General features: G+C 62.0%; 24 protein-coding genes. 17 read left to right on the top strand and 7 right to left on the bottom strand.

Annotated elements, in window-relative coordinates:
* Both QZ571_RS03510 and QZ571_RS03505 read left to right on the top strand, forming a co-directional pair.
* A partial coding sequence (locus tag QZ571_RS03510) for a hypothetical protein (protein WP_295531829.1) occupies positions 1–222 on the top strand: 222 nt, incomplete at its 5' end.
* A gap of 20 nt (positions 223–242) precedes the next feature.
* Positions 243–1,706 (top strand): oligosaccharide flippase family protein, encoded by a 1,464-nt coding sequence (locus tag QZ571_RS03505; protein ID WP_295531827.1) that lies wholly within the window; start codon positions 243–245, stop codon positions 1,704–1,706.
* 17 nt (positions 1,707–1,723) lie between these two features.
* Here QZ571_RS03505 and QZ571_RS03500 read toward each other — a convergent pair whose 3' ends face one another.
* Positions 1,724–2,554, bottom strand: a complete 831-nt coding sequence (locus QZ571_RS03500) for a response regulator transcription factor (RefSeq protein WP_295531825.1) — start codon at positions 2,552–2,554, stop codon at positions 1,724–1,726.
* Between the two features lie 427 nt (positions 2,555–2,981).
* Between QZ571_RS03500 and QZ571_RS03495 the strand changes: the two genes are divergently transcribed.
* Positions 2,982–4,637 carry an FAD-binding dehydrogenase gene (locus QZ571_RS03495; protein ID WP_295531822.1) on the top strand — a complete coding sequence of 552 codons (1,656 nt, stop codon included), beginning with the start codon at positions 2,982–2,984 and terminating at the stop codon, positions 4,635–4,637.
* A 53-nt stretch (positions 4,638–4,690) separates the two neighbouring features.
* On the opposite strand, the gene QZ571_RS03490 is transcribed toward QZ571_RS03495, so the two are convergent.
* Complete coding sequence (locus QZ571_RS03490; protein WP_295531819.1) at positions 4,691–5,530, bottom strand: crotonase/enoyl-CoA hydratase family protein; 840 nt, start codon at positions 5,528–5,530, stop codon at positions 4,691–4,693.
* Positions 5,531–5,838: 308 nt separating this feature from the next.
* On the opposite strand from QZ571_RS03490, the gene QZ571_RS03485 reads away from it, so the two are divergent.
* On the top strand, positions 5,839–7,179 hold the full coding sequence (locus QZ571_RS03485; RefSeq protein ID WP_295531816.1) for an efflux RND transporter periplasmic adaptor subunit: 1,341 nt from the start codon (positions 5,839–5,841) through the stop codon (positions 7,177–7,179).
* The gene (locus QZ571_RS03480) at positions 7,176–10,349 is read left to right on the top strand and encodes an efflux RND transporter permease subunit (protein ID WP_295531813.1); all 3,174 of its coding nucleotides are present in this window, start codon (positions 7,176–7,178) and stop codon (positions 10,347–10,349) included. Before QZ571_RS03485 ends, QZ571_RS03480 begins: the two co-directional genes overlap by 4 nt.
* Here QZ571_RS03480 and QZ571_RS03475 read toward each other — a convergent pair.
* Positions 10,304–11,017 carry a GntR family transcriptional regulator gene (locus tag QZ571_RS03475; protein ID WP_295531810.1) on the bottom strand — a complete coding sequence of 238 codons (714 nt, stop codon included), beginning with the start codon at positions 11,015–11,017 and terminating at the stop codon, positions 10,304–10,306. The two genes, QZ571_RS03480 and QZ571_RS03475, sit on opposite strands and share 46 nt — an antisense overlap.
* Positions 11,018–11,118: 101 nt before the next feature.
* On the opposite strand from QZ571_RS03475, the gene uxaC reads away from it, so the two are divergent.
* From uxaC to QZ571_RS03420, 11 genes are all read left to right on the top strand, one after another.
* Entirely contained in the window at positions 11,119–12,525 is a 1,407-nt protein-coding gene (uxaC, locus tag QZ571_RS03470) for a glucuronate isomerase (protein WP_295531806.1), read from the top strand.
* Positions 12,526–12,553: 28 nt separating this feature from the next.
* On the top strand, positions 12,554–13,534 hold the full coding sequence (locus tag QZ571_RS03465) for a TRAP transporter substrate-binding protein (RefSeq protein WP_295531803.1): 981 nt from the start codon (positions 12,554–12,556) through the stop codon (positions 13,532–13,534).
* Between the two features lie 62 nt (positions 13,535–13,596).
* Positions 13,597–14,154, top strand: coding sequence for a TRAP transporter small permease (locus QZ571_RS03460; protein WP_295531800.1), 558 nt, complete (start codon positions 13,597–13,599; stop codon positions 14,152–14,154).
* A 4-nt stretch (positions 14,155–14,158) separates the two neighbouring features.
* Positions 14,159–15,439, top strand: a complete 1,281-nt coding sequence (locus tag QZ571_RS03455) for a TRAP transporter large permease (RefSeq protein ID WP_295531797.1) — start codon at positions 14,159–14,161, stop codon at positions 15,437–15,439.
* A gap of 14 nt (positions 15,440–15,453) precedes the next feature.
* Positions 15,454–15,759, top strand: a complete 306-nt coding sequence (locus QZ571_RS03450) for a cupin domain-containing protein (RefSeq protein ID WP_295531794.1) — start codon at positions 15,454–15,456, stop codon at positions 15,757–15,759.
* 11 nt (positions 15,760–15,770) lie between these two features.
* The gene (gene kduI / locus QZ571_RS03445; protein ID WP_295531791.1) at positions 15,771–16,595 is read left to right on the top strand and encodes a 5-dehydro-4-deoxy-D-glucuronate isomerase; all 825 of its coding nucleotides are present in this window, start codon (positions 15,771–15,773) and stop codon (positions 16,593–16,595) included.
* A complete protein-coding gene (gene kduD / locus QZ571_RS03440) occupies positions 16,592–17,335 on the top strand; it encodes a 2-dehydro-3-deoxy-D-gluconate 5-dehydrogenase KduD (RefSeq protein WP_295531788.1) in 744 nt (247 codons plus the stop codon). The genes kduI and kduD overlap by 4 nt, the downstream gene beginning before the upstream one ends.
* On the top strand, positions 17,313–18,752 hold the full coding sequence (locus QZ571_RS03435) for a mannitol dehydrogenase family protein (protein WP_295531851.1): 1,440 nt from the start codon (positions 17,313–17,315) through the stop codon (positions 18,750–18,752). The genes kduD and QZ571_RS03435 overlap by 23 nt, the downstream gene beginning before the upstream one ends.
* Complete coding sequence (gene uxuA / locus QZ571_RS03430; RefSeq protein ID WP_295531785.1) at positions 18,749–19,939, top strand: mannonate dehydratase; 1,191 nt, start codon at positions 18,749–18,751, stop codon at positions 19,937–19,939. The genes QZ571_RS03435 and uxuA overlap by 4 nt, the downstream gene beginning before the upstream one ends.
* Positions 19,932–21,455: a UxaA family hydrolase gene (locus QZ571_RS03425; RefSeq protein ID WP_295531782.1), complete on the top strand. Its 1,524-nt coding sequence runs from the start codon at positions 19,932–19,934 to the stop codon at positions 21,453–21,455. The genes uxuA and QZ571_RS03425 overlap by 8 nt, the downstream gene beginning before the upstream one ends.
* Positions 21,452–22,327, top strand: a complete 876-nt coding sequence (locus QZ571_RS03420) for a sugar kinase (RefSeq protein WP_295531779.1) — start codon at positions 21,452–21,454, stop codon at positions 22,325–22,327. The genes QZ571_RS03425 and QZ571_RS03420 overlap by 4 nt, the downstream gene beginning before the upstream one ends.
* A gap of 22 nt (positions 22,328–22,349) precedes the next feature.
* On the opposite strand, the gene hisA is transcribed toward QZ571_RS03420, so the two are convergent.
* Positions 22,350–23,069, bottom strand: coding sequence for a 1-(5-phosphoribosyl)-5-[(5-phosphoribosylamino)methylideneamino]imidazole-4-carboxamide isomerase (hisA, locus tag QZ571_RS03415; RefSeq protein ID WP_295531776.1), 720 nt, complete (start codon positions 23,067–23,069; stop codon positions 22,350–22,352).
* A gap of 162 nt (positions 23,070–23,231) precedes the next feature.
* Here hisA and QZ571_RS03410 point away from each other — a divergent pair, with 162 nt between their 5' ends.
* A complete protein-coding gene (locus QZ571_RS03410) occupies positions 23,232–23,621 on the top strand; it encodes a DUF2147 domain-containing protein (protein WP_295531773.1) in 390 nt (129 codons plus the stop codon).
* Here QZ571_RS03410 and QZ571_RS03405 read toward each other — a convergent pair whose 3' ends face one another.
* Genes QZ571_RS03405 through hisB form a run of 3 tightly spaced genes read right to left on the bottom strand, consistent with a single transcriptional unit; the run spans position 23,622 to position 25,512 of the window.
* On the bottom strand, positions 23,622–24,290 hold the full coding sequence (locus tag QZ571_RS03405; protein ID WP_295531769.1) for an adenine nucleotide alpha hydrolase: 669 nt from the start codon (positions 24,288–24,290) through the stop codon (positions 23,622–23,624).
* Positions 24,287–24,925, bottom strand: coding sequence for an imidazole glycerol phosphate synthase subunit HisH (hisH, locus tag QZ571_RS03400; RefSeq protein ID WP_295531766.1), 639 nt, complete (start codon positions 24,923–24,925; stop codon positions 24,287–24,289). Before hisH ends, QZ571_RS03405 begins: the two co-directional genes overlap by 4 nt.
* Positions 24,925–25,512: an imidazoleglycerol-phosphate dehydratase HisB gene (gene hisB / locus QZ571_RS03395; protein WP_295531763.1), complete on the bottom strand. Its 588-nt coding sequence runs from the start codon at positions 25,510–25,512 to the stop codon at positions 24,925–24,927. The genes hisH and hisB overlap by 1 nt, the downstream gene beginning before the upstream one ends.
* Positions 25,513–25,531: the final 19 nt, after the last annotated feature.

Here is a 25,531-nt window from a genome sequence, read left to right as displayed (position 1 = left end):
AGCGAAACGCGCCATGCGCTGGGTGAATTTGGCCGCAGTTTCGTTGTGAAATATCATGGGCTCGAGGCGGTCGGCGATGGGCTTGCGCAGGTCTGCCACGAAGCCGCTATGGCGCGCCCGCAGCTGACGCAAACCCTGCGCGATGCCTGTCGCACCTCGTATTATTATCTGCGCGAGCGGCGCTTTCGCGTGGCCTCACGCGATCGACACGTCAAGCCCTGACCGCATAAAGGACGCAAGCCATGGTTCGCCGCTCTTTTGCCTTTGCGCTCGCCGACAAGGTTTCGGTCGTGCTGATGAGCATCCTCACGATGGCGATTGTCTCGCGCATCCTGACCCCCGCCGAAGTCGGGCTGTTTCTGGTTGCCAGCACCATCGTGATCCTGATCGAGGCGTTTCGCGATTTCGGCATCGGCACGTTCCTGATCCGCGAGCCCGATCTGGCGCCGCGATTGGTGCGCACGGCGGTGACGATCATCACCTGCATGTCGCTGGTGCTGGGTGGTTTGGCGCTGTTTGGGGCCGAGACCCTTGCGCAGTTTTATGCAGATCCCAAGCTTGCCGGGCTGATCCGGATCGCGGCGCTGGCGTTTTTGGTCGCTCCGATCAGCACGCCGCTTTTGGCGCTGCTGCGTCGCGACATGGCCTTTGGAGCGGTGGCGGCGATCAATGTCGCGGCCGGGTTTGCCAATGCCAGCATGACCATTGGGCTCGCGCTTGCGGGCTACGGGCCGTTCAGCCTTGTTTGGGGCTCGGTGCTGGCGGCCTGTGTCACGGCGATGGGCGCGGTGATCTGCCGTCCGCTCTGGTGGATCTTTGTGCCCACTTTGCGCGATTGGCGACTCGTGGTGCCCTTTGGCGCGTGGTCCAGCATCGTCACGCTTTTGGGCATGTTGTTTGATGCCTTCCCGCGTTTGATATTGGGCCGTGTGCTGGGCTTTGGGGCGGTGGGGTTGTTTGCGCGTGCGATCTCTTTGTCGCAACTGCCAGATCGCCTGATCCTGAGCGCGGTGCAGCCCGTGCTGTTGCCTGCACTTGCCAGTCATGCGCGCGATAATGGCACGCTCAAGGCGCCGTTCCTGATGGGACTGTCTTATATTTCGGGGCTGCAATGGCCTGCCTTGGCGATGATCGCTGTTCTGGCCGATCCGATTGTGCGCCTGTTGCTGGGTCCGCAATGGCTGGAGGTCGTGCCGCTGGTGCGGATCGTGGCGCTGGCCTTCTTTTGTCTCTTCCCGGTCTATCTGTGCTACCCGGTTCTGGTCACGTTGGGCCGGGTGCGCGATATGGCCGTGGCGATGATGATCGCGCTGCCGCCGTGTTTCCTGATCATGCTGGGGGCGTCGCGGTTCGGGGTGCATGTGATGGCATTGAGCCTGTTTCTGACAGGTCCGATTCAGGTCATCACCGTGATGATTTTCGTGCGCCGCAAAGTGCCCTTCGCTTGGGCGGAGCTGGGCCTTGTGTTGCTGCGCAGCGGTGGCGTCACGCTTGTGACCGTGGCCCTGCCGGCGGTGATCGTTCTGGCAGTCGGGTCCTGGAACGCCCTGAGCGGGCTCAGCACCGTGCTGGCGATCATCGGGGCGGCGATTGGCTGGGTTGCGGGCCTGCAGATGATGCGCCACCCCTTGTCGCAAGAACTCGGGGCCGCGCGCAGTTTTCTGCGCGCGAAAGTCCCGCTGATCTGGGGGGTGCGCCAGCCTTGACGCCCGGGGGCGCCCCGTTATCTCGGGGCGCCGTCGGCTGCTTCGGGCCAGCCGTTCATCTGATTGAGCAAGAACGCCGCCTCGGTGCGGTTTGTTGCTTTCAGCTTCTGGAAGATGTTGCGGATATGAACTTTCACAGTGCTTTCGCGCAGTTGCAGCTGATAGGCGATCATCTTGTTGGCCGCACCACAGCGCAGCGCATCGGCCACGGCAAGCTGTCGATCGGTGAAATGATCCAGAACCGTTACACGGCCTTCGACCGGCTCAGGCGCAGTCTTGCGCAGCGCCATCAGCGCGGCGCGTGGCAAAAAGATACCACCCCCAACGGCAAGGCGCGTGGCCTCGACGATATCCACGAAGCGCACACAGGGCGAGATATAGCCCGCAGCGCCGCATTCCAGCGCCGAAATGCTGGCCTCGATATCTTCGCAAGCGCCAAGCACGACGACGGGCACCTCTCCGGCCTCGGCGACCAGTTTCTGCAAATCGGCGCGCACTTTTTCATCCGCCAAAGAGCGCGACCCGAGGTTGCTGAGAATGACTTGGCGGGCGTCGGTCGAGCCGATGTCATCGCGCCAATCCGCCAGCGTTTCGTAATCGACAATGGTCGAGCCTTCGCAGCGTTGCTGAAGGCATTGCACAAAGCACGCCCGTTCCAGCGCGCGATTGTCGATGACGACATACACGTCGAAATCCGGGGCGCGATCTGTCAGCGGTGTCACGCGCTGAGAGAATGGCTTCCTTCGGTCTTCCGATTGAGGATTAAAAGCCGCAGGACGCAGGTTTGTTTCTGAAACTGCGTGGCAATAGCTGACCGGTGTAAACCGTTCGGTGACTTCCTTGTTCATTCGTTTTATCCCTTTCAAGGCGTGGACTTTTGGCGTCGTCCGTGTGGGGCCGGATAGAGACACGATTTCAGTAGGTTAACGCAATTTAATTGCTATTAACCGATTGGGGTACTTATTTAGATGTTAGCCATTCCATTTATTAAACCTTTTGATTTCCAGAATCATCAACTGGCTGTGATGAATATCGTTGTGCATTCTCGGATCGGTCGCACTAACAAAAGTTAATAATGTATTAACTCTTTTGGAGGGTGAATATTATATATTGAATGCAGGGGCGCTTTTGTTGTGGGTTTCCTTTCCGATTCTCGGGGGGCAAATCTGCACGACCCGGCGCGGCGTGGGTTGTGCAAACCTAAGGGCGCGATAGGCTGGGGGCATCGCGCGGTTTGGTTCGGATCGCGCTCTCAGACATCGCCAGGAGAACCCGATGACCGCCCAAGGATCGAAATTTGACGTGATTGTTGTGGGGGCGGGGCTGGCAGGGCTGGTTGCGGTGGTGGAGGCGGTGGCGCGCGGGCGCTCGGTTCTGCTGATGGATCAGGAGGGCGTGCAATCTTTGGGCGGGCAGGCGTTCTGGTCGCTGGGCGGGCTGTTCATGATCGATACGCCCGAACAACGCCGCTTTGGCATTCGCGACTCGCGCGATCTGGCGGCGCAGGACTGGTTTGGCGCGGCGCAGTTCGACCGGCCCGAGGATGCCAATCCCAAGAGGTTCGCGAACGCCTATCTGGATTTCGCAAGCGGCGAGATGCGCGCTTGGCTGCATGGTCTTGGGATGCGCTGGTTCCCGGTCGTGGGCTGGGCCGAGCGGGGCGGCGCGCTGGCGGATGGGCATGGCAACTCGGTGCCGCGCTTTCACGTGACTTGGGGGACGGGCACCGGGGTGGTCGCCCCGTTTGAGCGGCGCGTGCGCCAAGCGCAGGCCGAGGGCGCGCTGATCTTTGCGTTTCGCCATCGCGTAACGGACTTGATCACCACGCAGGGCCGGATCACCGGGGTGCGCGCCGAGATGCTGGCCGCCGATGATGCGCCGCGCGGCCAAAGCAGCAATCGCGATGTGATCGGGGCGGTTGAATTTGCGGCAGAATCGGTCGTGGTCACCTCTGGGGGGATCGGGGGCAACCACGCTTTGGTGCGCCAGAGTTGGCCGCAAGAGCGCCTTGGTCCGGCGCCTGCGAAAATGGTTGCGGGCGTGCCCGATTATGTCGATGGGCGCATGCAGCAGGTTGCCCAAGCGGCGGGGGCTGCGGTGATCAATGGCGACCGGATGTGGCATTACTGCGAAGGGATTGCGAACTGGGACCCGATCTGGCCCAATCACGGTATCCGCATTCTGCCCGGCCCCAGCGCGATGTGGTTTGATGCCTTGGGAGAGCGGATGGGGGCGCCCTGCTTTCCGGGCTTTGACACGCTGAGCACGCTCAAGCGGATTTTGCGCACCGGGCATGGCCATAGCTGGTTCATCCTGACCCAGAAGATCATCGAAAAGGAATTCGCGCTGTCAGGATCCGAGCAAAATCCCGATCTGACGGCGGCAAAATGGGGTGCGGTGCTCAAGTCGCGGCTGGGCAAGGGCGCGCCCGCGCCGATCGAGGCGTTCAAGTCCCATGGCGCGGATTTCATTGTGCGCGACAGCTTGCCCGAGCTGGTTGCGGGCATGGCGCAACTCGTGCCCGAAATCCCGCTGGATCTGGCCCATATTCAGCGTCAGATCGAAGCGCGTGATCGCGAAATTGACAATCGGTTTTCCAAGGATGCCCAGATCACCGCCATTCGCGGCGCGCGCGCCTATCTGGGCGATCGCCTGATCCGCACTGCCAAGCCGCACAAGATCCTTGATCCAAGTTGCGGTCCGCTGATCGCGGTGCGGCTGAATGTGCTGACGCGCAAGTCTTTGGGTGGGCTGCATACCGATCTGAGCGGGCAGGTGCTGGATCAAGCGGGCCAGCCGATTGGTGGGTTATTTGCCGCCGGGGAGGTCGCGGGCTTTGGCGGGGGCGGCTATCACGGCTATAACGCGCTGGAGGGCACGTTCCTGGGCGGCTGCCTGTTCTCGGGGCGCCTAGCCGGGCGAAACGCCTGATCGGGGCGCGCCGCAGGTCCGACAAACGCAGCGCGATCCCTTGGTAACGTGGCTCAGCCCGCGTCGTTGAGCAGATCGGCAAACAGCGCGGTTTGCTTCGTCATCTTGGCTTGCAGCGCTTTCATCAAATCTTCAGGGCGCAGCATGCCGCCATTCCACGTCGCGATCTGATCTAGCCCATCGGCCACCGAGTGATCGCGCGCATAGGTCAGCGCCTGCTTGGTGCCCGCAATTGCCAGCGGCGATTTCGCCGCGATCTCATGGGCCATCGCAAGGGCGGCGGCGATGGTGGCGTCGCGGTCGGGAAGGATTGCATTCACAAGCCCCCAGCCCTTGGCCTCATCCGCGCTGAACCGCCGTCCCGTATAGGCCAGTTCGCGCACGATACCCGGCGCGATCAGCTTGGGCAGGCGTTGCAGCGTGCCGACATCCGCCGTCATGCCGATATGGATTTCTTCGATCCCAAAGGCGGTCTCGGCGCTGGCGATGCGAATGTCACAGGCCGTGATCAGGTCGATCCCACCGCCAAGGCAAACGCCATGCGTCGCGGCGATGACGGGCACGCGCAGCGTTTCAAGACTGCTGAGCGCGGCTTGAAACTTTGTCACCAGATCGCGCAGCGCATAGGCCCCGCGCCCCGGCTCGGATTGCATCAAGGCGGTGATGCCGTTGAACACCGCCAGATCCATCCCCGAGGTGAAATGCCGCCCGCGTCCGGACAGCACGACACAGCGCACCGCCGGATCGGCATCAAGCGCGGCCGCAATGCGCGGCAGATCCGCCCAGAAATCGGGCGTCATGCTATTGGCCTTGTCGGGGTTGTTCATCTCAAGATGTGCAACGCCATCTGTGATCGTAACAACGAAATACTGCGAGGAGGGCATGTCGGTCATCTGTGCCTCATGATCTGGCTGGGGGCTTGGGTCTTCATAGCACCGAGGCGGCTATTGCGAAAACGACTTTGCGGGGCGGGGTTGCGAAACGTAACGGCAGTTGGGGGACATGCGCGGCGCCGTTTGCGGAAATGTTCTGGTCTTATTGGCAGGCTGGCGCGCGATGTCGCGGCCCTACCCGATATTGCGCAATACTGTGACGCAAACCCATGATCGCGATCTCGATGTCGCTAGAAATAAGGACTCGAAACTTGCGTTTTCATCGCGCAAAGTCTTTCGCAAGTACACGATAAGGGTAGGGTTTTGGAATGGCGACAGTTGGCCTCGTGATGCGGCGTGCTCTTATGGTGGCGGTGCCGGTGGCGCTTGGTGTGGCGGGCATCTTCTTCGCGGGCAATCTGCGAAAACTGCCAGAGCCCGGTGCGGTGAGCCGTCCGCCCACTTTGGTGCGTGTCATCACCGTTGCGCCCATCGCCCTGATCCCTCGCGTGACGGGCTATGGCTCGGTTGCGCCGGTGCGCGAATGGCGTGCGGTGGCGCGTATCGAAGGGGCGATTACCGAGGTCGCCAAGCCGCTAGCGCCGGGCGATATCGTCAAACAGGGCAGCTTGGTGTTTCGCATCGACGATAGCGACATGAAGCTGACCTTGGCCGGGGTCGATGCGCAAATCGCGGCCTCGAGCATCAAGGATGACACGGTGCGCGCAAGTCTGGCCTTGGCGCAGTCTGATCTGGATTTGGTACGTGCCGATCTGGAACGCCAGACGCGGCTCAACACTCAAGGCGTGGTGACGCAGGCCGCGCTGGATGCCACGCAACGTCAGGAATTGACCGCGCGCACCAAGGTGACTGAGCTGAACAATCAACTCGCCCTGAATGCGGCCGAGCGCGATGTTCTGGCCACGCAACGTGCGGCGCTAGAACGCTCAATCGGCTTTGCCGACATTCGTGCGCCTTATGATCTGCGCGTGAGCGATCTGAGCGCGGATATCGGCCAATATGTCAATCGCGGGCAGGTTCTGTTGACGGGAGAGGGCGTGGACGCTGCAGATATTTCGGCGCAATTCCCGATTGGGCGGATAGGGCCACTGCTGCGCCTTGCGGGGGAAAACGCAGCCGTCACCAAGCTCAAGGCGCAGGTCAAACTGCCCGCGCCAGGGCATGTCGTGGTGTGGCCCGCCAAGGTCGAGCGGATGGGCGACGCGATTGATGAGCGCACGCAAAGCGCGCCTGTGGTGGTGCGCGTCACCGATCCGCAAGCCCAAAGCGTCGCCGGAGAGCGCCCGCCATTGCGGCGCAACATGTTTGTCGAAGTCGAACTGTCGGCCCCCAAACAACAGGCTCTCGTGGTGCCCGCCGAGGCGGTGCAAAACGGTATGGCGCTGGTGATTTCGGCGGAGGGCACGCTGGAAAAGCGGCCCGTGGTGATCGGGTTCACCTCGGGGGATCTGGCGGTGGTAAGCAAGGGGTTGTCACCGGGTGACAAGCTGGTGGTGACCGATCCTTCCATCGCGGTGCCGGGCATGGCCGTTAAGCCGGTCGAGGATGAGGCGCGCAAGGCCCAGATCGCCGCCGAGGCGCTGGGGCAGACCGCAGCGGAGGCGAAACCGGGCAGCGGTGCGGGTAAATCCAAAGAGGCCGCGCAATGATCGCGCTGTTTGCAGGCCACCGCACGGCGGCCAATATCCTGATGATCGCGATCGCGGGGCTGGGGTTGCTGGCCCTGCCAACGCTCCAGCGCGACACGTTCCCCGTCACGCCGCCCTCGGAAGTGTCGGTGCGCATCACTTATCCCGGCGCCGCCCCCTCCGAGGTGGAAACCGGGATTTGCACGCTTGCTGATCCGCTGCTGATGAAGGTCGAGAACCTTGCCAAGCTGACCTGTCTTGCGCGCGAAAACATGGCCCTGATCACTGCCGAGATGATCGAAGGCGCCAACATGACGCGGTTTTACAATGATGTAAAAGACACGCTGGATGGCATTTCAAGCTTTCCCGACAAGGCCGATGCGCCCGTGGTTCAGATTGTCGAACGGGTCAGTTCGGTCGCCTCAATTGCCGTGACAGGGCCCAAAGATCCGGCGGTGCTGTTTGCCTATGGCCAGAATTTGGCCGACCGGCTGCGCGCGGATCCGGCGATCTCGCTAGTTGATGTCAAAGGGTTTTCCAATCGCGAAATCGGGGTGGAATTCAACCAGACCGCGCTGGAGCGGCTCCATCTTGATATGACCGATATCGGTGCGGCACTTGCCCGTCACAGTCTGGATATGCCTGCGGGCACGCTGCAAGGCCCCTCTGGAGAGACCGCGATCCGGTTCCTGGGCGAAAAGCGCACGCCGTATGAATTGGCGCAAATTCCGATCGCGGGAAGTGCGGCAGGGGGCGAGGTGCGGCTGGGCGATGTCGCGACGATCCGCGAGGGCTTTGATGATCCTTCGCAGGCCAGCTATTTCGACGGGGAACGCGCGGCCATCGTGGCCGTGTCCAAAACCGCCTCGCAAGATGCGCTCAAGGTGAAAGCCGCGCTGGACCGCGATCTGGCACAGGCGCAGGCTGAGGCTCCGGGCAATATCAAGCTGACGATTTCAGCGGATTCGACGGAAAACATCCGCGAGCGGCTGCGCATTATCGGCTGGAACGGTGTGCAGGGGCTGATCTTGGTGCTGGTGGCGATGTGGCTGTTCTTTGGCTTTCGCATGTCGTTCTGGGTCGCGATGGGGCTTCCGATTTCGTTCCTCGGGGCGATCTTTGTGATGCAGCTTTTGGGCTATACCATCAACATGATGACGATGGTGGCGCTGTTGGTGGCGACAGGTCTGTTGATGGATGATGCCATTGTTATCTCTGAAAACATCGTGCGCCGCCGACAGGCGGGCGAAAGCGCGCGGCAGGCAGCCCTCAACGGGGTGATGCAGGTCGGGCCGGGGGTGATTGCCTCGTTCTTGACGACGGCGATGATCATCGGACCGCTGAGCTTTCTGAGCGGCAATATCGGGGCGCTGCTGAAATATATCCCGATCGTGCTGTTGATTACGCTGACTGTCAGTCTGATCGAGGCGTTCCTTATCCTGCCTGCGCATATGCGTCATTCGCTGCATGGCGATGTGCGACCGGGGCGGGTGAGCCGTGCGGTCAATGGCGCGTTTGATCGGTTTCGCGATGGCGTGATTGTGCCGCTCGCGGGTCTGGCGCTGCGCTTTCGCTATCTCACGATCGGACTCGCGATCTTGCTTGTGGCGCTGTCGATTGCGCCCTTCACGGGTGGGCTGATCAAGTTCCAAAGCTTCCCGACGCTGGAAAGCGACACGGTCGAGGCGCGCCTTTTGCTGGCGGCAGGGTCGCCGCTGGAGCGCACCGAGGCGCGGGTGGCAAAGGTCGTCAAGGCGCTTGAGCAGATGAACAGCGATCTCAGCCCCGATCAGCCCGGTGCCCAGCCCTTGGTGAAAAACTACACGATCACCTATGGTTATAATGCTGACAGCCCCAGCGCAGGGCCGAATATGGCCACGATCAGCGCCGCATTGCTGCCCGCAGGCGTGCGCACGACCGAGGTCAGCACGATTGTCGATCAGTGGAAAAAGCTGACCGGACAGATGCCCGATATGGCCGCGATCCGCTTTACCGATAAGGAACGTGGGGCGGGAGGCAAGCCGATTGATTTGCTGGTTGAGGGCAATGATCTAGACGAGCTGGCGCTGACCGCACGCGAATTGCGCAAGTTCTTTCGCGGCTTTGACGGGGTGCGCGATGTGACCTTCGATCTGCAACCGGGCAAGCCTGAAATCGTGGTGCGGATGCGTCCCGGTGCTGCCAATCTTTTGGGGGTTACGCCGCAGGCGCTGGCAAGCGAGCTGCGCGCCGCCTTTCGTGGCGACAGCGCGGCGTCGTTCTCTGATGCTTATGGGCAGATTGATGTGGTCGCCCGCCTAGCGGCATCTGATCGCAAGACGCTGGGCGATATCTTGGCGCTGCGCGTGCCGGGCGCGAATGGCGCGCTGGTGCCGCTTTCGGCGGTGGCGGATGTAACGCAAACGCGCGGCTTCAACACGATCAGCCATGTGAACGGGCAGCGCGCGGTTTCGGTGCAAGGCTCGATCAATCCCGATATCGCCAATTCTGGCGAGCTGATGGCGGCGATGCGGGCCGATTACCTGCCCGAATTGGCGAAAAAGCGCCCCGGCGTGAAGGTGGTCATTCTGGGCGAGGCCGAGGATACCGCCACTACGGGGGCATCTTTGGCGCGCTACATGGCGGCGGGGATCATCGGGGTTTACCTGCTGTTGTCCTTCTATATGAGCAGCTTTATTCGCCCCGTTGCGGTGCTGGCGGTGGTGCCGCTTAGTCTGGTTGGCGTGATGTGGGGGCATTTGACGCTGGGGTTGCAAATCTCGCTGCCAAGCCTTGTGGGGCTTGCGACTTTGGCGGGGGTTGTGGTGAATGACTCGATCTTGCTGGACGCCTTTATCGGAGAGCGTCGCGCGGCGGGGGCCTCGATGCTGGATGCGGGACGCGAGGCGGTGCGCGATCGCTTCCGCGCGATTTTCCTAACCTCTTTGACCACGGTGGTCGGTCTGGGTCCGCTGCTGTTAGAGCAAAGCACACAGGCGCAATTCCTGCGCCCGATTGTGGCAAGTCTGGCCTTTGGTCTGACGGCTGCGACGCTGCTGTCGCTGTTCGTGACCCCGGCCATTCTGGCGGTGCTGGAAGATTTCGGGGTGAATGTCGCCAACACCAAAGATACGCAGGACGACGGGGCCAGCGATAAGACCCAGGTTTACGCAGGCGAGCTGTCATCACCCGCTTCAAACAGGGCAGAATGATCGGCGCGGATGCGGTGAATCTGGGTGCGGATTCGCGCCAGATGCGTGCGCATTGCCATGGTCGAGGCCTCGACGTTGCGCGCCTCTAGCGCGGCCATTATGTGCTCGTGATCGTCAAAGGCATCGCGCGAGGCGAAGGACAGCGACAGCATGCGCACCCGGTCCATATGCCCCTTGTTCTCGGCGATCAGCTCCCATGTGAAGCCGATGCCCGCGCGGGTGCAAATCTCGCGGTGGAATTGATCATCCAGCCGATGAAACCCGATGCGGTCTTCGCGCTCGACGGCGGCGCGCTGTTCTGCCAGCACATCGTGCAGCGCGCGCAGATCGGCCTCGCTCAGCGCTTCGGTGGCGACGCGGATCGTTTCAATTTCCAAGGCGGTGCGAATGAAGCTTGCCTGCATCACGGCATCGGATGAAATCAGTGATACGGTTGTCGCACGCTGCGGCCGGATCAGCAAAAACCCCTGTTTTGACAGCCGGTAGAATGCATCGCGCACCGGTTGACGCGACACCCCCATCTGCCTGGCGACCTCGACCTCTGACAGCTTTGCGCCCGGCGCAAGTTCCAGCGAGAGGATCTGACGATGCAGCTCGGCAAAGACCTGATCCGCGACCGAGGGGCGCGCATTCAGATCGAGCTGTGGCAAGAGCATGGCGTCGGACATCGTGACTCCTTATTGACGGGTCGAATATTCTAGCATATTAGTCTATTAGTGTAGCGGTTGTCTACTGCTACAAGCCTTAGCAACGAGGGGAGGCGGATGCCATGGCGCTGCTTGACGAAAATCGTCTTTTACCAGTCGATCAAGGGGTGCGTGCGCTGGCGCGCGCACTGTATGACGCGGTCAAAAATGCGCCCATCGTCTCGCCTCATGGCCATACCGACCCGCGCTGGTTTGCCCAAGACGCACCGTTCGCGGACCCCGCGCAGTTGCTTGTCACGCCCGATCATTATGTGTTTCGGATGCTGCATTCGCAGGGCGTGCCGCTGGAAAGTCTGGGTGTGCCGCGCGTCGATGGGGGCGCGAGCGAAACCGACGGGCGCAAAATCTGGCGCTGCTTTGCCCAGCACTATCATCTGTTTCGCGCAACGCCGTCGCGGCTTTGGCTCGATCATGCCTTTGAGACCGTCTTTGGATTTGACACGCCGCTGAGTGCGGCGACCGCCGATGACTATTACGACCGGATTTCGCAGGCATTGACGCGCCCCGAGATGCGCCCGCGCGCCTTGTTCAAACGCTTCAATATCGAGGTGATCGCGACGACGGAAAGCCCGCTTGATGACCTGAAATGGCACAAGATGATCGGTGAGAGTGGCTGGGACGGGCGGGTGATTACAGCCTATCGCCCCGATGCCGTGACCGATCCGGACTTTGAGGGTTTTGGGGATAATATCGAGCAGTTCTGTGCGCTCGGTGGGCAAAGCAGCACCTCGTTTGATGCCTATCTCGACGCGCATCGCGACCGGCGCGGCTATTTCAAATCCTTTGGAGCGACCTCAAGCGATCATGGTCATCGCACGGCGGCGACGCTCAATCTTGATCGGGCCGGGGCAAAGGCGCTTTATGACAAGGTGCTGGCAGGTCAGGCCGATGCCGCCGAGCGCGAGGCGTTTCGCGCCCAGATGCTGACCGAGATGGCGAAGATGTCGGTTGAAGACGGGCTGGTCATGCAAATCCACCCCGGCTCGTGGCGCAACCATTCTACCCCGGTGCATCAACGCTTTGGGCGCGACAAGGGCTATGACATCCCGACGCGCACCGATTACGTCGCGGCGCTCAAGCCGCTGTTGGATGCGGTGGGCGAAGAACCCGATCTGCGCGTCATTCTGTTCACCCTTGATGAGACATCCTATGCGCGCGAACTCGCGCCGCTGGCGGGTGTCTATCCCTGTCTGCGTCTTGGCCCCGCGTGGTGGTTCCATGACAGCTTTGAGGGCATGTGGCGCTATCGCGAAATGATCACGGAAACGGCGGGGTTTTATAACACCGTGGGCTTCAATGACGACACGCGCGCCTATCTGTCGATCCCGGCGCGCCATGATGTGGCCCGCCGGGTCGATGCTGGATTCCTCGCCAATCTGGTCGCCACAGGGCGGCTGTCGGAGGAGGATGCTTATGAGGTCATACAAGACCTCACACACAGGCTTGCACGACAGGCCTACAAGCTCTGAACGAGCGATCTTTGGGAGGAGAGAGAGAATGAAGAAGACTTTGACAACACTTGCAGCATTGCTGGCATCTGCCGCATTTGCCACAGCCGCATCGGCTTGCGACATGACGTTGCGCTCGTCTGACACCCACCCCGATGGCTATCCGACCGTTGAGGCGGTGAAAGCCATGGCCAAAGAGGTTGAGGCCAAAACGGATGGCCGGATCTGCATCGAGGTCTATCCCTCGGCCCAGCTTGGCGAGGAAAAAGACACGATCGAGCAGACCCAATTGGGCGTGATTGATATGGTGCGCGCTTCGTTTGGCACGTTCAACGATATCGTGCCGGAAACGCAGCTGTTCTCGTTGCCCTATCTGTTCCGCTCGGTCGAACATCAGCACCACGTTCTCGACGGTCCGATCGGTGCCGAAGTTGGCAAAGCCTTTGAATCGCATGACCTTGTGCAATTGGCCAATTACGATTCCGGTTCGCGCAGCTTTTACAACTCCAAGCACCCGATCAACTCGATTGCCGATCTCAAGGGCATGAAGTTCCGCGTCATGCAAAACGACGTCTTCGTTGACATGATGAAGGCGCTTGGCGCCAATGCCACGCCGATGCCGTATGGCGAGGTGTATTCCTCGATCCAGACCGGCGTTATTGATGGTGCGGAAAACAATTGGCCCTCTTATGACAGCTCGGGCCATTACGAAGTCGCGCCCTATTACACGCTGGATCAACACCTGATGGTGCCTGAGCTGGTGGCGATGTCGAAAACGACTTGGAACAAGCTGAGCCCCGAGGATCAAACGGTCATCAAGGCTGCGGCGAAAAACTCTGAAACGCTTGAGCGCAAACTGTGGGCCGAGCAAGAGAAAAAATCCGAGGACAAAGTCGTCGCGGCGGGTGTCAAAGTGGTCAAAGACATCGACAAGCAACCCTTCATCGACGCGATGAAGCCGGTCTACGACAAATACGTGACCACGCCTGAGGCAAAGGATCTGGTCGCGCGCATTCAAGCGACCCAGTGATCTGATCGCCCGGCCCCCGCCCGCTGCGGCGGGGGCCCACTCATCTTCTGGAGATCCCAGCAATGCGCGACGTTATGGAGAAACTGGCCGTCTGGACCGGATGGCTGGGTCAGGCTGCCCTATGGCTGTCCGGGATCGGACTGGTGCTGATGACAGCTTTCGTCTTTGCCCAAGTGTTTTACCGCTATGTCTTGGGCTCAAGCCTGTTCTGGGCTGAACCTGCCAGCGTCATTCTGATGGGCTGGTTCATCTTTCTCGGTGCCGCCGTGGGCATTCGCGAGGGCTATCACCTGAGCTTTGACGTGTTGCTCTTTGTGCTGCCCGAAAAGGCGCGTCTTACCTTCTTTTCGATTTCGGATCTGGTGGTCGCGGCTTTTGGGTTCGGGATGCTCAAATACGGCTGGCTTCTGGCTGACAAGATGGCGTCGACGACGATCTCGGGGATCGGGGTTTCGGGGGCCTTTCGCTTTGTGCCGGTCTTGGCGGGCGGGGCGCTGCTGATGATCTTTTGCGCCGAGCGCATCCTGCGCCGGCTTGCGGGACTGCCGACAGCGCGGTTTGGCGACGATCACGAGGCGGCTGAGCTTGAAGGCGCGGCCCCTGTAGGCGAAGGGAACTGATGCTATGGAACTCTGGATTTTGTTCGGGACGTTCTCTGTCTTGTTGCTGATCGGAACGCCGGTGGCGTTTTGTCTGGGCGTCGCGTCCTTCGCCACGGTCACCTATCTCGGGCTGCCGCCAGTGGTGGTGTTCCAGCGCCTGAATTCTGGCGTGTCGGTGTTTGCGCTGATGGCGATTCCGTTTTTCATCTATGCCGGGGATCTGATGGTGCGCGGCGATATTGCGCGCCGCTTGGTGGCGCTGGCGGGCGCGCTGGTGGGCCATATTCGCGGCGGTCTGGGGCAGGTGAATATCCTTGCCTCGGTGATGTTTGGCGGCGTTTCAGGCTCGGCGGCGGCGGATGCCTCGGCGGTCGGCGGGTTGATGGTGCCGCAGATGCGCGCGCGCGGCTATGGGGCCGATTACGGCGTCAATATCACCGTGACTGCGGCGATCATCGCGCTGATGCTGCCGCCCAGCCATAACATGATTATCTACTCGATTTCGGCGGGCGGGAAAATCTCGATTGCCGATCTGTTCACCGCCGGAATCATTCCGGGTCTGGTGTTGGCGCTGTCGCTGATGGTGGCCGCCTATTTCGTCGCCAAGCGCCGTGGCTATCCAACCGAGCCCTTCCCCGGTCGCAAGGCACTTGGGCGGTTATTCTGGAATGCGGTGCCCGGCCTGATCATGATCCTGATCATCTTTGGCGGTGTGCGCTCGGGGGTTTTCACGGCATCGGAAAGCTCCAATATCGCGGTGGTCTATGCGCTGCTGGTGACGGTCTTCCTGTATCGCACGATGAAGCTGTCTGATTTCATCGAGGCCACCAAAGGCGCGGTGCGCACGACGGCGATGGTGCTGATGGTGATTGGCTGCGCAGCCTCGTTCGGCTGGCTTCTGGCCTATCTGCAAGTGCCTGCGAAACTGATCCATGTGCTGGAAAACTTCTCGCATAATCCGATCGTGATCTTGCTGTTGATCAACCTGCTTTTGCTGGTGCTGGGCACGTTCATGGATATGTCGCCGCTGATCGTGATTACCACGCCGATCTTCTTGCCCGTCGCCGAGGCGTTCGGGGTCAATCCGGTGCATTTCGGGGTGATCCTGGTGCTTAACCTCGGGATCGGGCTTTGCACGCCTCCTGTCGGCGCGGTGCTGTTTGTCGGCTGCGCGGTGGGCAAGGTGCCGATCTCGACGGTGATGAAATCAATCTGGCCGTTCTATCTTGCAACCTTCGCGACGCTGATGCTGGTGACCTATATTCCTGCGCTCTCGCTTTGGCTGCCATCTGTGTTCCACTGAGAGGACGATGTCTCATGAGCTATCCAATCACCCATCCTGATCGCGGTGTTGCCCGACAGGTTCTGGCCGAGGCCCCCGAGTTGATGCTGGTCTCGGTTCGCTTTGAGGCGGGTGCGAAAGGCGCGTTGCATTCCCATCCTCATGTGCAGTCGAGCTACTGCGTCTCGGGGCGGTTTCGGTTTTTGCTGAACGGCGAAGAGCATGACCTGCGCGCGGGCGACAGTTTGCTGATCCCGGGCGGGGCCGAGCATGGCTGCCACTGCCTTGAGACCGGAGAATTGATCGACAGTTTTACCCCGCGCCGCGACGATTTTTTGTGAAAGGACTTCCAATGCTGAGCGTCGAAACCCGTCACGCCATCCATCCCGATCACGCCCGCAGCATGGGCACGCAAGAGCTGCGTCAGCATTTTCTGGGCACCGGTTTGTTTGCGCCCGGCGAGATCCGGCTGATTTACACCCATTACGACCGCTTCACGCTGGGCGGGGCTGTGCCGAATGGGGCGCCGCTGACGCTCGATCAGGTGGCAGAAACCAAAACCGCCACCTTTCTTGAGCGGCGCGAATTGGGGGTGGTCAATATCGGCGGGCCGGGGCGCGTTTCGGCGGCGGGAGAGACCTGGGATATGGGGCGCGGCGACGTGCTCTATCTGGGGATGGGTGCGGGCCCTGTGACATTTGCGGGCGCGGGGCGGTTCTATCTTGTGTCCGCCCCCGCCCATCGCGCGTTCCCCCACCGTTTGATCAAACTTGCCGAGGCCAAGCGCGTCGAGATGGGCGAGGCGGCGACCTCGAACAAGCGTGTCATCAACCAGTTCATCCACCCGACCGTCATGGAAAGCTGCCAGTTGGTGCTGGGCTATACGCAGTTGCTTGACGGGTCAGTCTGGAACACGATGCCTGCCCATGTCCATGATCGCCGGATGGAGGCCTATCTTTATTGGGGTATGCAGCCCGAGGCGCGTGTCCTGCATCTGATGGGCGAGCCGCAAGAAACCCGTCATCTGATGATCGCCAATGAAGAGGCTGCGATCTCGCCGCCGTGGTCGATCCATGCGGGGGCGGGAATTGGCGAATACACCTTCATCTGGGCGATGGCGGGCGACAATGTCGATTACACCGATATGGATTTCGTCCAGCCGGCAGATTTGAAATGAGTGCGTTTTCTCTATCAGATCGGCGCGCGCTGGTGAGCGGTGCCAATACCGGAATCGGGCAGGCGATTGCCGTCGCCCTTGCCGCTCAGGGGGCGCGCGTCACTTGCGCGGGCCGCCGGGCCTGTGATGAGACGGTTGCGATGATTGCGGCGCGGGGCGGCGTGGGCGAAACCCTGACGCTTGATTTTGCCGATCCGATGGCGGCGCGCGATGTCTTTGCGGGGCAGGGCTATTCGATCTTGATCAATAATGCCGGGATCATCCGGCGCGCCGACAGTCTGGAGTTCACCGAGGACGATTGGGACGCGGTGATGGACGTCAATCTCAAGGCGTTGTTTTTCACCACGCAAGCCTTTGCGAAGGCCGCGCTGGCCGAGGGGAACACCCCTGCGGCGGTGGTCAATATCGCCTCGTTACTGTCGTTTCAGGGCGGCATTCGCGTGCCCTCTTATACTGCGTCCAAACATGGCGTGGCGGGGCTCACCAAGATCTTGGCCAATGAATGGGCGGCCAAGGGGATCAACGTCAACGCCATCGCGCCGGGCTATATCGCGACCAATAACACCGCTGCGTTGCGCGCCGATCCCGCGCGCAACGACGCAATCCTTGAACGCATTCCCGCCGGTCGCTGGGGCGCGCCCGAAGATATCGGTGGCACCGCTGCGTTCCTGTGTTCCCCCGCCGCGCGCTACATCCATGGCGCGGTTCTCAATGTTGATGGAGGCTGGCTTGCCCGCTGATCGAATGACCCGCGTAAACCCCGCCCCCAAGGCCGGTATCGTGCATCTTGGGCTTGGCGCGTTTTATCGCGCGCATGGTGCGGTTTATACCGCCAAGGCGGTGGCGAGCTCGGGCGGTGATTGGGGCATTGTCGGGGTGTCGCTGCAATCGCCCACGATGCGCGACGCGCTGGCGCCGCAGGGCTTTGCCTATAGCGTGTTGCTGCGTGGCGCGGCTGGCGACGAGGCGCAGCGCATCGAGATCGTGCGCGACGTTCTGGTGGCGCGCGAAGACCCCCAAGCGGTGCTTGAAGCGATGGTCGATCCTGCGATCCGTATCGTGACGCTGACGATCACCGAAAAGGGCTATTGCCACGCGCCCGCAAGCGGGGCGCTCAACCCAGATCACCCCGATATCGTGCATGATCTTAGCCATGACCTGCCGGTCTCGGCGCCGGGCTATCTGGTGCGTGCGTTGCAAATGCGGCGCGCACGCGGGCTTGCGCCCTTTACCGTTCTGAGCTGTGACAACTTGCCCGAAAACGGGCCGATGCTGCGCGGTGTGGTGCTGAATCTGGCGCGTCGGATCGACCCCGCGCTTGCCGATTGGATTGCGGACGAGGGGCGCTTTCCCGCCACGATGGTGGACCGGATTGTGCCCGCCACCAAACCCGAAGACATCGCGCGTCTTGAGGACTTGACGGGCTATCATGACGCCGCCCCTGTCGCGCCCGAACCCTTTAGCCAATGGGTGATCGAGGATGATTTCGTAGCCAACGCCCGCCCGGATTGGGGCGTCGCCGGGGCCGAGTTGGTCGCGGATGTGACGCCGTATGAGCATATGAAGCTGCGCATGCTCAACGGCACCCATTCCGCGCTGGCCTATCTGGGCTATCTCGCAGGCCATGAGACGATTGCAGATGCGATGGCCGACCCGGCGATGGTGCGGTTTGTCCGGCATCTGTGGCAATCCGAGATCATCCCCGTGCTGACACCGCCGCCGGGCGTGTCGCTATCTGAATATGCCGAGGCGCTGGCTGCACGCTATGCCAATCCCGCGATCCGTCATCGGACGTGGCAGATCGCGATGGATGGCAGCCAGAAACTGCCCCAGCGCATTCTTAGCACGGTGGCGGAAACGCTGGCGGATGGGCGGACTTGTCCGGGGCTGATGCTCGCGATTGCGGCGTGGATGCGCTATGTCGGCGGCGTGGATGAAACGGGCCAGCCGATTGAGGTCAAAGACCCGCTGGCGGCGCAATTGCGCGGGCTTTCGGACAGTGCTGAGACGGCCAGCGGCAAGGTTGCAGCGCTGCTATCCTTGCGCGCGGTGTTCTCGGATGCGCTGGCCGCCAAGCTGCAAGAACCGGTCACGCAGGCCTATGAAACCTTGCTGGCAAAGGGTGCGCGCGTGGCCGTGCAGGAGGTGGCGCAATGATCGAAAGTTGGCGTTGGTATGGCCCCGAGCTAGACGCGATTACCCTGCCCGAGATCGCGCAGACCGGGGCGTCGGGAATCGTGACCGCTCTGCATGAGATCCCTTATGGCGAGGTTTGGCCGCGCGAAGCAATCGCTGCGCGGCGCGCCCTGATCGAGGCGGCGGGCTTGCATTGGCACGTTGCCGAGAGCCTGCCGATCCACGAGCGCATCAAACGGGGCGATGGCGACCTGACACAGCTTTTCGCCAATTACCGTCAGTCGATGGCCAATCTGGCCGCCGAAGGGATCACCACGATCTGCTACAATTTTATGCCGGTGCTGGATTGGACGCGCACCGATCTGACCGCGCCGCTTGCGCGTGGCGGGACTTGCCTGCGCTTTGAGGCCTATAAAATGGCCGCGTTCGAGATCCATATGTTGGGCCGTGCAGGGGCGCAGGACGATTACGCGCAGGACGTGCGCACCAAAGCGGCGACATGGTTTCAGGCCAGCTCTCAGGGCGAGCGCGAGGCGCTGCTGCACGCGATCATGTCGGGTCTGCCCGGCGCGTTTGATCGCTACGATATTGCCGGGTTGCGCGCCCAGCTTGCACTGTATGACGGGATCGGGCGGGCGGAAATTCGCGCCCATTACAAGCGCTTCCTGAACGAGGTGATCCCGGCGGCCGAAGAGCTTGGTCTGCGCTTTGGCGTGCATCCAGATGATCCGCCGCGCGACATTTTGGGCCTGCCACGCGTTGTTTCCAACGAAGAGGATATCGCATGGATTCTGGACGCCTATGACAGTCCGGCCAATGGTCTGACGCTTTGTTCCGGGTCGCTGGGGGCGAACCCGCAAAACGATCTGGTGCAGATCGCGCGCCGCTTTGGCGAGCGCATCCATTTCGTGCATCTGCGCAATGTGCGCAAAGAGAGCGATGGCAGTTTCGAAGAGGCCGCCCATCTGGAGGGCGATAGCGATCTGGTCGCGCTGATCGACGCTTTGCTTGCGCAAGAGGGGCACCGCCGCGCGACGGGGCGGCACGATTGCGCGCTGCCCTTCCGCCCCGATCACGGCCATGCGCTGCTTGACGATGGCGCGCGCAACGCGTTTCCGGGCTATCCGCTGATCGGGCGGATGCGCGGGCTGGCGGAATTGCGCGGCGTGATCGCGGGACTAAAGGGGCGCGAAGGTGCCAATGGCTGAGCCGATCATCTTGCATCCCGACGACACGGTCGCGGTTTTGCCGCTGCGTGCCGCAGAAGGTAGCTGTCCGCTGGGCAAAGGCGCGCCGCTGTCCCATCCCGTCGCGGCTGGCCACAAGATCGCGCGTGTCGCGATGGCTGCGGGGGATCCGGTGATCAAATTCGGCCAGTTTATCGGGCGCGCCAGCCAGCCGATTGCGCTTGGCGCGCATGTCCACACTCAGAACTGCACCTTTGGCGATCACGATCAAAGCCACCAGATCGGGGCCGATTTGGCGCGCGCAGAGGCGGCCATTCCACGCGATCAACCCGCGCGCCGTTTTCGCGGATATGCGCGCGCGAATGGTCAAGTTGGCACGCGTAATTTCATCGCGCTCTGTGCCACGGTCAACTGCTCGGCGACAGTCATAAAACGCGCCGCGTTCGAGGCCGAAACCGAGGGGCTGCTGGAGCCCTATCCCAATGTCGATGGGATCGCGGCCTTTGCCCATAGCACGGGCTGTGGCATGGCCGCGACGGGGCTGGGCGCGCAGATCCTTGAACGCGTGCTTTGGGGGCATGCGACCCATCCCAATGTCGGGGCTGCGATCTTTGTCGGACTGGGCTGCGAGGTCATGCAGATCGCGCGGATGCAGGCACATTTCGGTGATGCGGGCCGGGAACGCCTTCACGCGCTTACGATTCAAGAGACCGGAGGCACGCGCGCCACGATTGACGCGATCAAGGCTAAGATCCGTGCGATCTTGCCGCAGGTCAACGCGACCGGGCGCAGCGATTGCCCGGTTTCAAGCCTGCGCATCGGGTTGCAATGCGGCGGCTCGGACGGGTTCTCGGGGATCACAGCAAACCCGGCGCTCGGTGTGGCCTCGGATTTGATCGTGGGGCAGGGGGGCGGTGTGATCTTGTCTGAAACCCCCGAAATTCACGGTGCCGAAGACCTGCTGTTGCGCCGCACCACGCCAGAGGTCGCGCGCCGTTTGATGGCCTGTCTCAACTGGTGGGAGGGCTATGCCGCGCAAGGGGGCGGGTCGATGGATAACAATCCCAGCCCCGGCAACAAACAGGGCGGCATCACCACGATCCTTGAGAAATCGCTCGGGGCGGTGGCCAAGGCCGGGGCGACACCGCTGCGCGCGTTTTATGACTATGGTGAACGGGTCAGCGCAGCGGGGCTGAGTTTCATGGACAGCCCCGGCTATGATCCGGTCTCGGCGACGGGTCAGATCGCGGGCGGCGCGCAGATCGTGGTCTTTACCACCGGGCGCGGCTCTGCGTTTGGCTCCAAGCCCGCGCCGACGTTGAAACTGGCGACCTCGGATGCGCTGATGCGCGCGATGCCCGATGATATGGATATCGGGTGTGGCGATATCTTGTCGCAAGGCGTGCCAATCGCGCAAAAAGGGGCGGAGATTTTCGAGGCGATCCTGAGCGTGGCCTCGGGGGCGCGGAGCAAATCGGAAGAACTGGGCCTTGGTGATAACGAGTTCCAACCTTGGCAAATCGGAGCAGTGATGTGAGCAAGAAAACCGTCATCGCCTGCGTGGGTGAGGCAATGGTCGAGCTGTCCTTTGACCGTCCCGGACAGCAGATCAGCTATGCTGGCGATACGCTGAATACGGCTGTCTATCTTTCGCGCAATATCGGTGCGGCGGCGCAGGTCGGCTTTGTCAGCGTGCTGGGGGGGGATGCGGTCTCGGACCGGATGCGCGGGTTTATCGCCGCGCAGGGCGTGGATTGCGCGCGCATCACCCGCCACCCCACGCGCCTGCCCGGCCTCTACGCGATTGCGCTGGATGGGGCGGGCGAGCGCAGCTTTTCCTATTGGCGCGATCAATCCGCCGCGCGCACGTTGTTCGAAGACGGCTTTGCCCAGCTTGCGGGCGCGGATATGATCTATCTGAGCGGCATCACGCTGGCGATCTTGCCGCCCTCGATCCGCATCGCGCTGTTGGAGCATCTGGCCGGGCATCGCGCGCAAATCGCCTTTGATTCCAATTATCGCCCTCGGCTGTGGGAAGATGTCGCCACCGCAAAGGCCACGATTGAGGCTGCTTGGCGTGTCGCCGATATCGGTCTGCCGTCGCTGGATGATGAGATGGCGTTGTTTGGCGATCGCGATGGTGCGGCGGTGCGCGCGCGCCTGAACGGCTGGGGGCTGAATGCGGGGGCGCTGAAACGGGGCGAGCAAGGCCCTTTGCCGCTTGATCCCAACTGCGCGACGCCGACGGTTCCTGCGGCTCAAACGATCGTCGACACTACTGCGGCGGGTGACAGTTTTAACGGCGCGTGGTTGGCGGCCTATCTGCAGGGGGCGTCGCAAACCGACAGGTTGCTGCGCGGCCATGCCCAAGCGCTCAAGGTGATCGCCCAGCCCGGCGCGATCATCTAAGCGGGGCAGGGCGCTGGCCGCCTCAGGCTTTCAGCGCGGCCAAAGCCGTTTTCAGATCAAGCGCCCCGTCATACAGCGCACGGCCTGAAATCGCGCCTGCGATCACGCCAGTGTCGCGCAGCGCGATCAGGTCGGGCAGGGATGACACGCCGCCCGAGGCGATCACCGGAATGTCGACGGCGCGCGCCAAGGCCTCGGTCGCGGCGATATTGGGCCCGCCCATTGCGCCATCGCGCAGGATGTCGGTGTAGATGATCGCCGCAACGCCCGCGTCTTCAAAGCTGCGCGCGAGGTCGGTGACCATCACGTCGGTCTCTTCGGCCCAGCCTTTGGTCGCGACTTTGCCATTGCGCGCGTCGATGCCGACGGCGACCTGACCGGGGAAAGCGCGTGCGGCTTCGCGCACCAGATCAGGGTTTTCGACTGCGACGGTGCCAAGGATCACGCGGGCAAGGCCGCGTTCCAACCAGCGTTCGATTGTGGCCATATCGCGGATGCCGCCGCCCAACTGCGCGGGCACCTTGATGCGCGCGAGGATGGCCTCGACCGCGGCGGCGTTGACCGGTTCGCCCGCGAAGGCGCCGTTCAGATCGACCAGATGCACCCATTCGCACCCCGCCGCCTCAAAGCTGGCCGCTTGCGCTGCTGGATCATCGCCAAACACGGTCGCCTTATCCATCTCGCCATGCAGAAGGCGAACGCATTGCCCGTCTTTCAGGTCGATCGCGGGATACAGGATCATCGTGGCTCTCCATCGTTTTGCGCCTCATGCCACGGCGCGGGGGCGCGGGGCAAGAGGGGGACGCACGCATAGGCCAGATTGACGCGGACGTCACGTCAGGCTTGCCCGGAATCAGGGGCCGTGGCCAGATGGGTGAGAACGGTAAAAGGGAGGAGATTTACCATGAAGACACTGATACTGGCAGCGGCCGCAATGGCGCTGAGTGCGGGGGCGGTTCTGGCCGACCCGATTGAGGGCATGTGGAAGACCCAGCCCGATGCGGGCAAGTTCGCCTACGTCACGATCAAACCTTGCGGTGCGGCGTTTTGTGGCAACATTACCAAAAGCTTCGATGCGAAGGGGCAAGAGGTGAAGACCGGCAACGAGGGCAAGGAGATCGTCATCGACATGGCGCCCAAGGGAGGCGGCAAATACGAGGGCAAGGTCTGGCGCCCCTCCAACAACAAAATCTATCTCGGCAAGATCAAGGTGCAGGGCAGCGCGATGGCGCTGGCTGGCTGTGTCGCGGGCGGGCTGTTCTGCAAATCGCAGGATTGGCAGCGCGTGAAGTGATCAGCTGAGGCTGAGATCGGCATAGGCGAAACCGTCACGCAGCACGGTTTCGCCGACCGCCACCTTGATCGGGGCGTCAAAGATCGGACCTGCCGAGACGGCGGTGTGAAACTCGCCATTCTCGCCGCAGGGATCGACGCCTTCGGGCAGGTCGGCCAGTAGGTTCGCATCGAATTCGCGCCCCGCGAAAGAGGCGTCAAGCTTGGACGGATCGACCGTAACCAGATGGGTTTCAAACCCCAACGCGATCATCTCGCGGGCCAGTTCATCTGTCGGGCGGCCCCAAAGCGGGAACAGCGCGGTAATGCCAAGCGGTTCCAGTTTCGCGATCCGGTAGTCGCGCACATCTTCCAGAAACAGATCGCCAAACACCATTGTCTCGATATCCAGCGCACGGACTTGATCCATCGCTGCCGCCATACGCGCTTCGTAATCGGCGTTCGAGCAGGGCCAGGGCAACGGCACTTCGATCAGAGGCAGGCCAGCCGCCGCCGCCTGAGCGCGCAGGATGGCGTTGCGCGTGCCATGCATCGCGACGCGGTCAAACGCCTCGTTGGTGGTGCACAGCAGCGCGACGATATCGGCCAGCCCTTCGCTGCGACAAACATGCAGCGCCATCGCGCAATCTTTGCCAGACGACCAACTGAGGACCGCGCGCGGCAGGCTCATGGTTTCCAGCCGAGAAAGTTCGCGATCAGGCGCAGCCCGGTGGCTTGCGATTTCTCAGGGTGGAACTGCGTGCCCACGACATTGCCGCGCCCGACAATGGCCGTGATCGGACCGCCATAATCCACATGGGCCAGCAGATCGGCGCGCTCGGCCACCTTGAAGTGATAGCTATGCACGAAATAGGCGTGATCGCCCGTTGCGATGCCTTCGAGCACCGGGTGGGGCGTGTCGATCACCAGATCGTTCCAGCCCATATGCGGCACTTTCATCGCCGGATCATCGGGGGTGATCTTGACCACCTCGCCGGGCACCCAGCCGAAGCCTTCGGTTTCTTCGAACTCCAGCCCGCGCGTGGCCAACATCTGCATGCCGATGCATATGCCAAGGAAGGGGCGGGATTTGATGGTCACGGCCTCTTCGATCGCCTCGGCCAGCCCTTTATAGCGGTGCAGCGCGGCGCGGCACGACGGGTAGGCCCCATCGCCGGGCAGCACGATGCGATCCGCGCGCGCCACGACGTCGGGTTCCGAGGTTACGACAATCGTGCCATGCCCGGTCTCGGCAGCCATGCGGTGAAACGCCTTTTCCGCCGAATGCAGGTTGCCGCTGTCGTAATCAACCAGCGCCGTCAGCATCAGAGCGCCCCTTTGGTCGAGGGCAGGCTGTCGGCCATGCGCGGGTCGGGCTCCACGGCCATGCGCAGCGCACGCGCGACCGATTTGAACGCCGCCTCTGCGATGTGGTGCGAATTGAGCCCATGCACGCGGTCAACATGCAGGGTGATGCCGCCATGGGTGGACAACGCCTGAAAGAACTCGCGCACCAGTTCGGTGTCAAACGTGCCGATCTTGGCGGTGGGCATGTCACAGTTCCATACAAGGAACGGACGCGCCGACAGATCGAGCGCGGTGCTGATCTGCGCATCATCCATCGCCAGCGCGAAATGCCCGTAGCGGCGAATGCCACGCTTGTCGCCAAGCGCCTGGGTCAAAGCCTGACCCAGTGCGATGCCCACATCCTCGACCGTGTGGTGATCGTCGATATGCAGATCGCCCTTGGCGCGGATGGTCATGTCGATCAGCGAATGGCGCGACAGCTGGTCCAGCATGTGGTCGAAAAACCCGACGCCGGTCTGGTTGTCATAGGTTCCCTGACCATCAAGATTGATCTCGACAGAGATATCGGTCTCGGCAGTGGTGCGGCTGATCTTGGCCTTGCGCATCGGGCGGCTCCTTGTTGCT

This window comes from uncultured Thioclava sp. (genome assembly GCF_913064665.1).
GTDB classification, from domain to species: Bacteria; Pseudomonadota; Alphaproteobacteria; order Rhodobacterales; family Rhodobacteraceae; genus Thioclava; species Thioclava arctica.
Note: the sequence above shows the minus strand (reverse complement) of the source record. Positions and strands in the feature narration are given on the sequence as shown.

Excerpts from the sequence above, each read along its gene's own strand:
- QZ571_RS03505 (WP_295531827.1), top strand. The coding sequence starts at position 243 with ATGGTTCGCCGCTCTTTTGCCTTTGCGCTCGCCGACAAGGTTTCGGTC.
- QZ571_RS03500 (WP_295531825.1), bottom strand. The coding sequence starts at position 2,554 with ATGAACAAGGAAGTCACCGAACGGTTTACACCGGTCAGCTATTGCCAC.
- QZ571_RS03495 (WP_295531822.1), top strand. The coding sequence starts at position 2,982 with ATGACCGCCCAAGGATCGAAATTTGACGTGATTGTTGTGGGGGCGGGG.
- QZ571_RS03490 (WP_295531819.1), bottom strand. The coding sequence starts at position 5,530 with ATGACCGACATGCCCTCCTCGCAGTATTTCGTTGTTACGATCACAGAT.
- QZ571_RS03485 (WP_295531816.1), top strand. The coding sequence starts at position 5,839 with ATGGCGACAGTTGGCCTCGTGATGCGGCGTGCTCTTATGGTGGCGGTG.
- QZ571_RS03480 (WP_295531813.1), top strand. The coding sequence starts at position 7,176 with ATGATCGCGCTGTTTGCAGGCCACCGCACGGCGGCCAATATCCTGATG.
- QZ571_RS03475 (WP_295531810.1), bottom strand. The coding sequence starts at position 11,017 with ATGTCCGACGCCATGCTCTTGCCACAGCTCGATCTGAATGCGCGCCCC.
- uxaC (WP_295531806.1), top strand. The coding sequence starts at position 11,119 with ATGGCGCTGCTTGACGAAAATCGTCTTTTACCAGTCGATCAAGGGGTG.
- QZ571_RS03465 (WP_295531803.1), top strand. The coding sequence starts at position 12,554 with ATGAAGAAGACTTTGACAACACTTGCAGCATTGCTGGCATCTGCCGCA.
- QZ571_RS03460 (WP_295531800.1), top strand. The coding sequence starts at position 13,597 with ATGCGCGACGTTATGGAGAAACTGGCCGTCTGGACCGGATGGCTGGGT.
- QZ571_RS03455 (WP_295531797.1), top strand. The coding sequence starts at position 14,159 with ATGGAACTCTGGATTTTGTTCGGGACGTTCTCTGTCTTGTTGCTGATC.
- QZ571_RS03450 (WP_295531794.1), top strand. The coding sequence starts at position 15,454 with ATGAGCTATCCAATCACCCATCCTGATCGCGGTGTTGCCCGACAGGTT.
- kduI (WP_295531791.1), top strand. The coding sequence starts at position 15,771 with ATGCTGAGCGTCGAAACCCGTCACGCCATCCATCCCGATCACGCCCGC.
- kduD (WP_295531788.1), top strand. The coding sequence starts at position 16,592 with ATGAGTGCGTTTTCTCTATCAGATCGGCGCGCGCTGGTGAGCGGTGCC.
- QZ571_RS03435 (WP_295531851.1), top strand. The coding sequence starts at position 17,313 with ATGGAGGCTGGCTTGCCCGCTGATCGAATGACCCGCGTAAACCCCGCC.
- uxuA (WP_295531785.1), top strand. The coding sequence starts at position 18,749 with ATGATCGAAAGTTGGCGTTGGTATGGCCCCGAGCTAGACGCGATTACC.
- QZ571_RS03425 (WP_295531782.1), top strand. The coding sequence starts at position 19,932 with ATGGCTGAGCCGATCATCTTGCATCCCGACGACACGGTCGCGGTTTTG.
- hisA (WP_295531776.1), bottom strand. The coding sequence starts at position 23,069 with ATGATCCTGTATCCCGCGATCGACCTGAAAGACGGGCAATGCGTTCGC.
- QZ571_RS03410 (WP_295531773.1), top strand. The coding sequence starts at position 23,232 with ATGAAGACACTGATACTGGCAGCGGCCGCAATGGCGCTGAGTGCGGGG.
- QZ571_RS03405 (WP_295531769.1), bottom strand. The coding sequence starts at position 24,290 with ATGAGCCTGCCGCGCGCGGTCCTCAGTTGGTCGTCTGGCAAAGATTGC.
- hisH (WP_295531766.1), bottom strand. The coding sequence starts at position 24,925 with ATGCTGACGGCGCTGGTTGATTACGACAGCGGCAACCTGCATTCGGCG.
- hisB (WP_295531763.1), bottom strand. The coding sequence starts at position 25,512 with ATGCGCAAGGCCAAGATCAGCCGCACCACTGCCGAGACCGATATCTCT.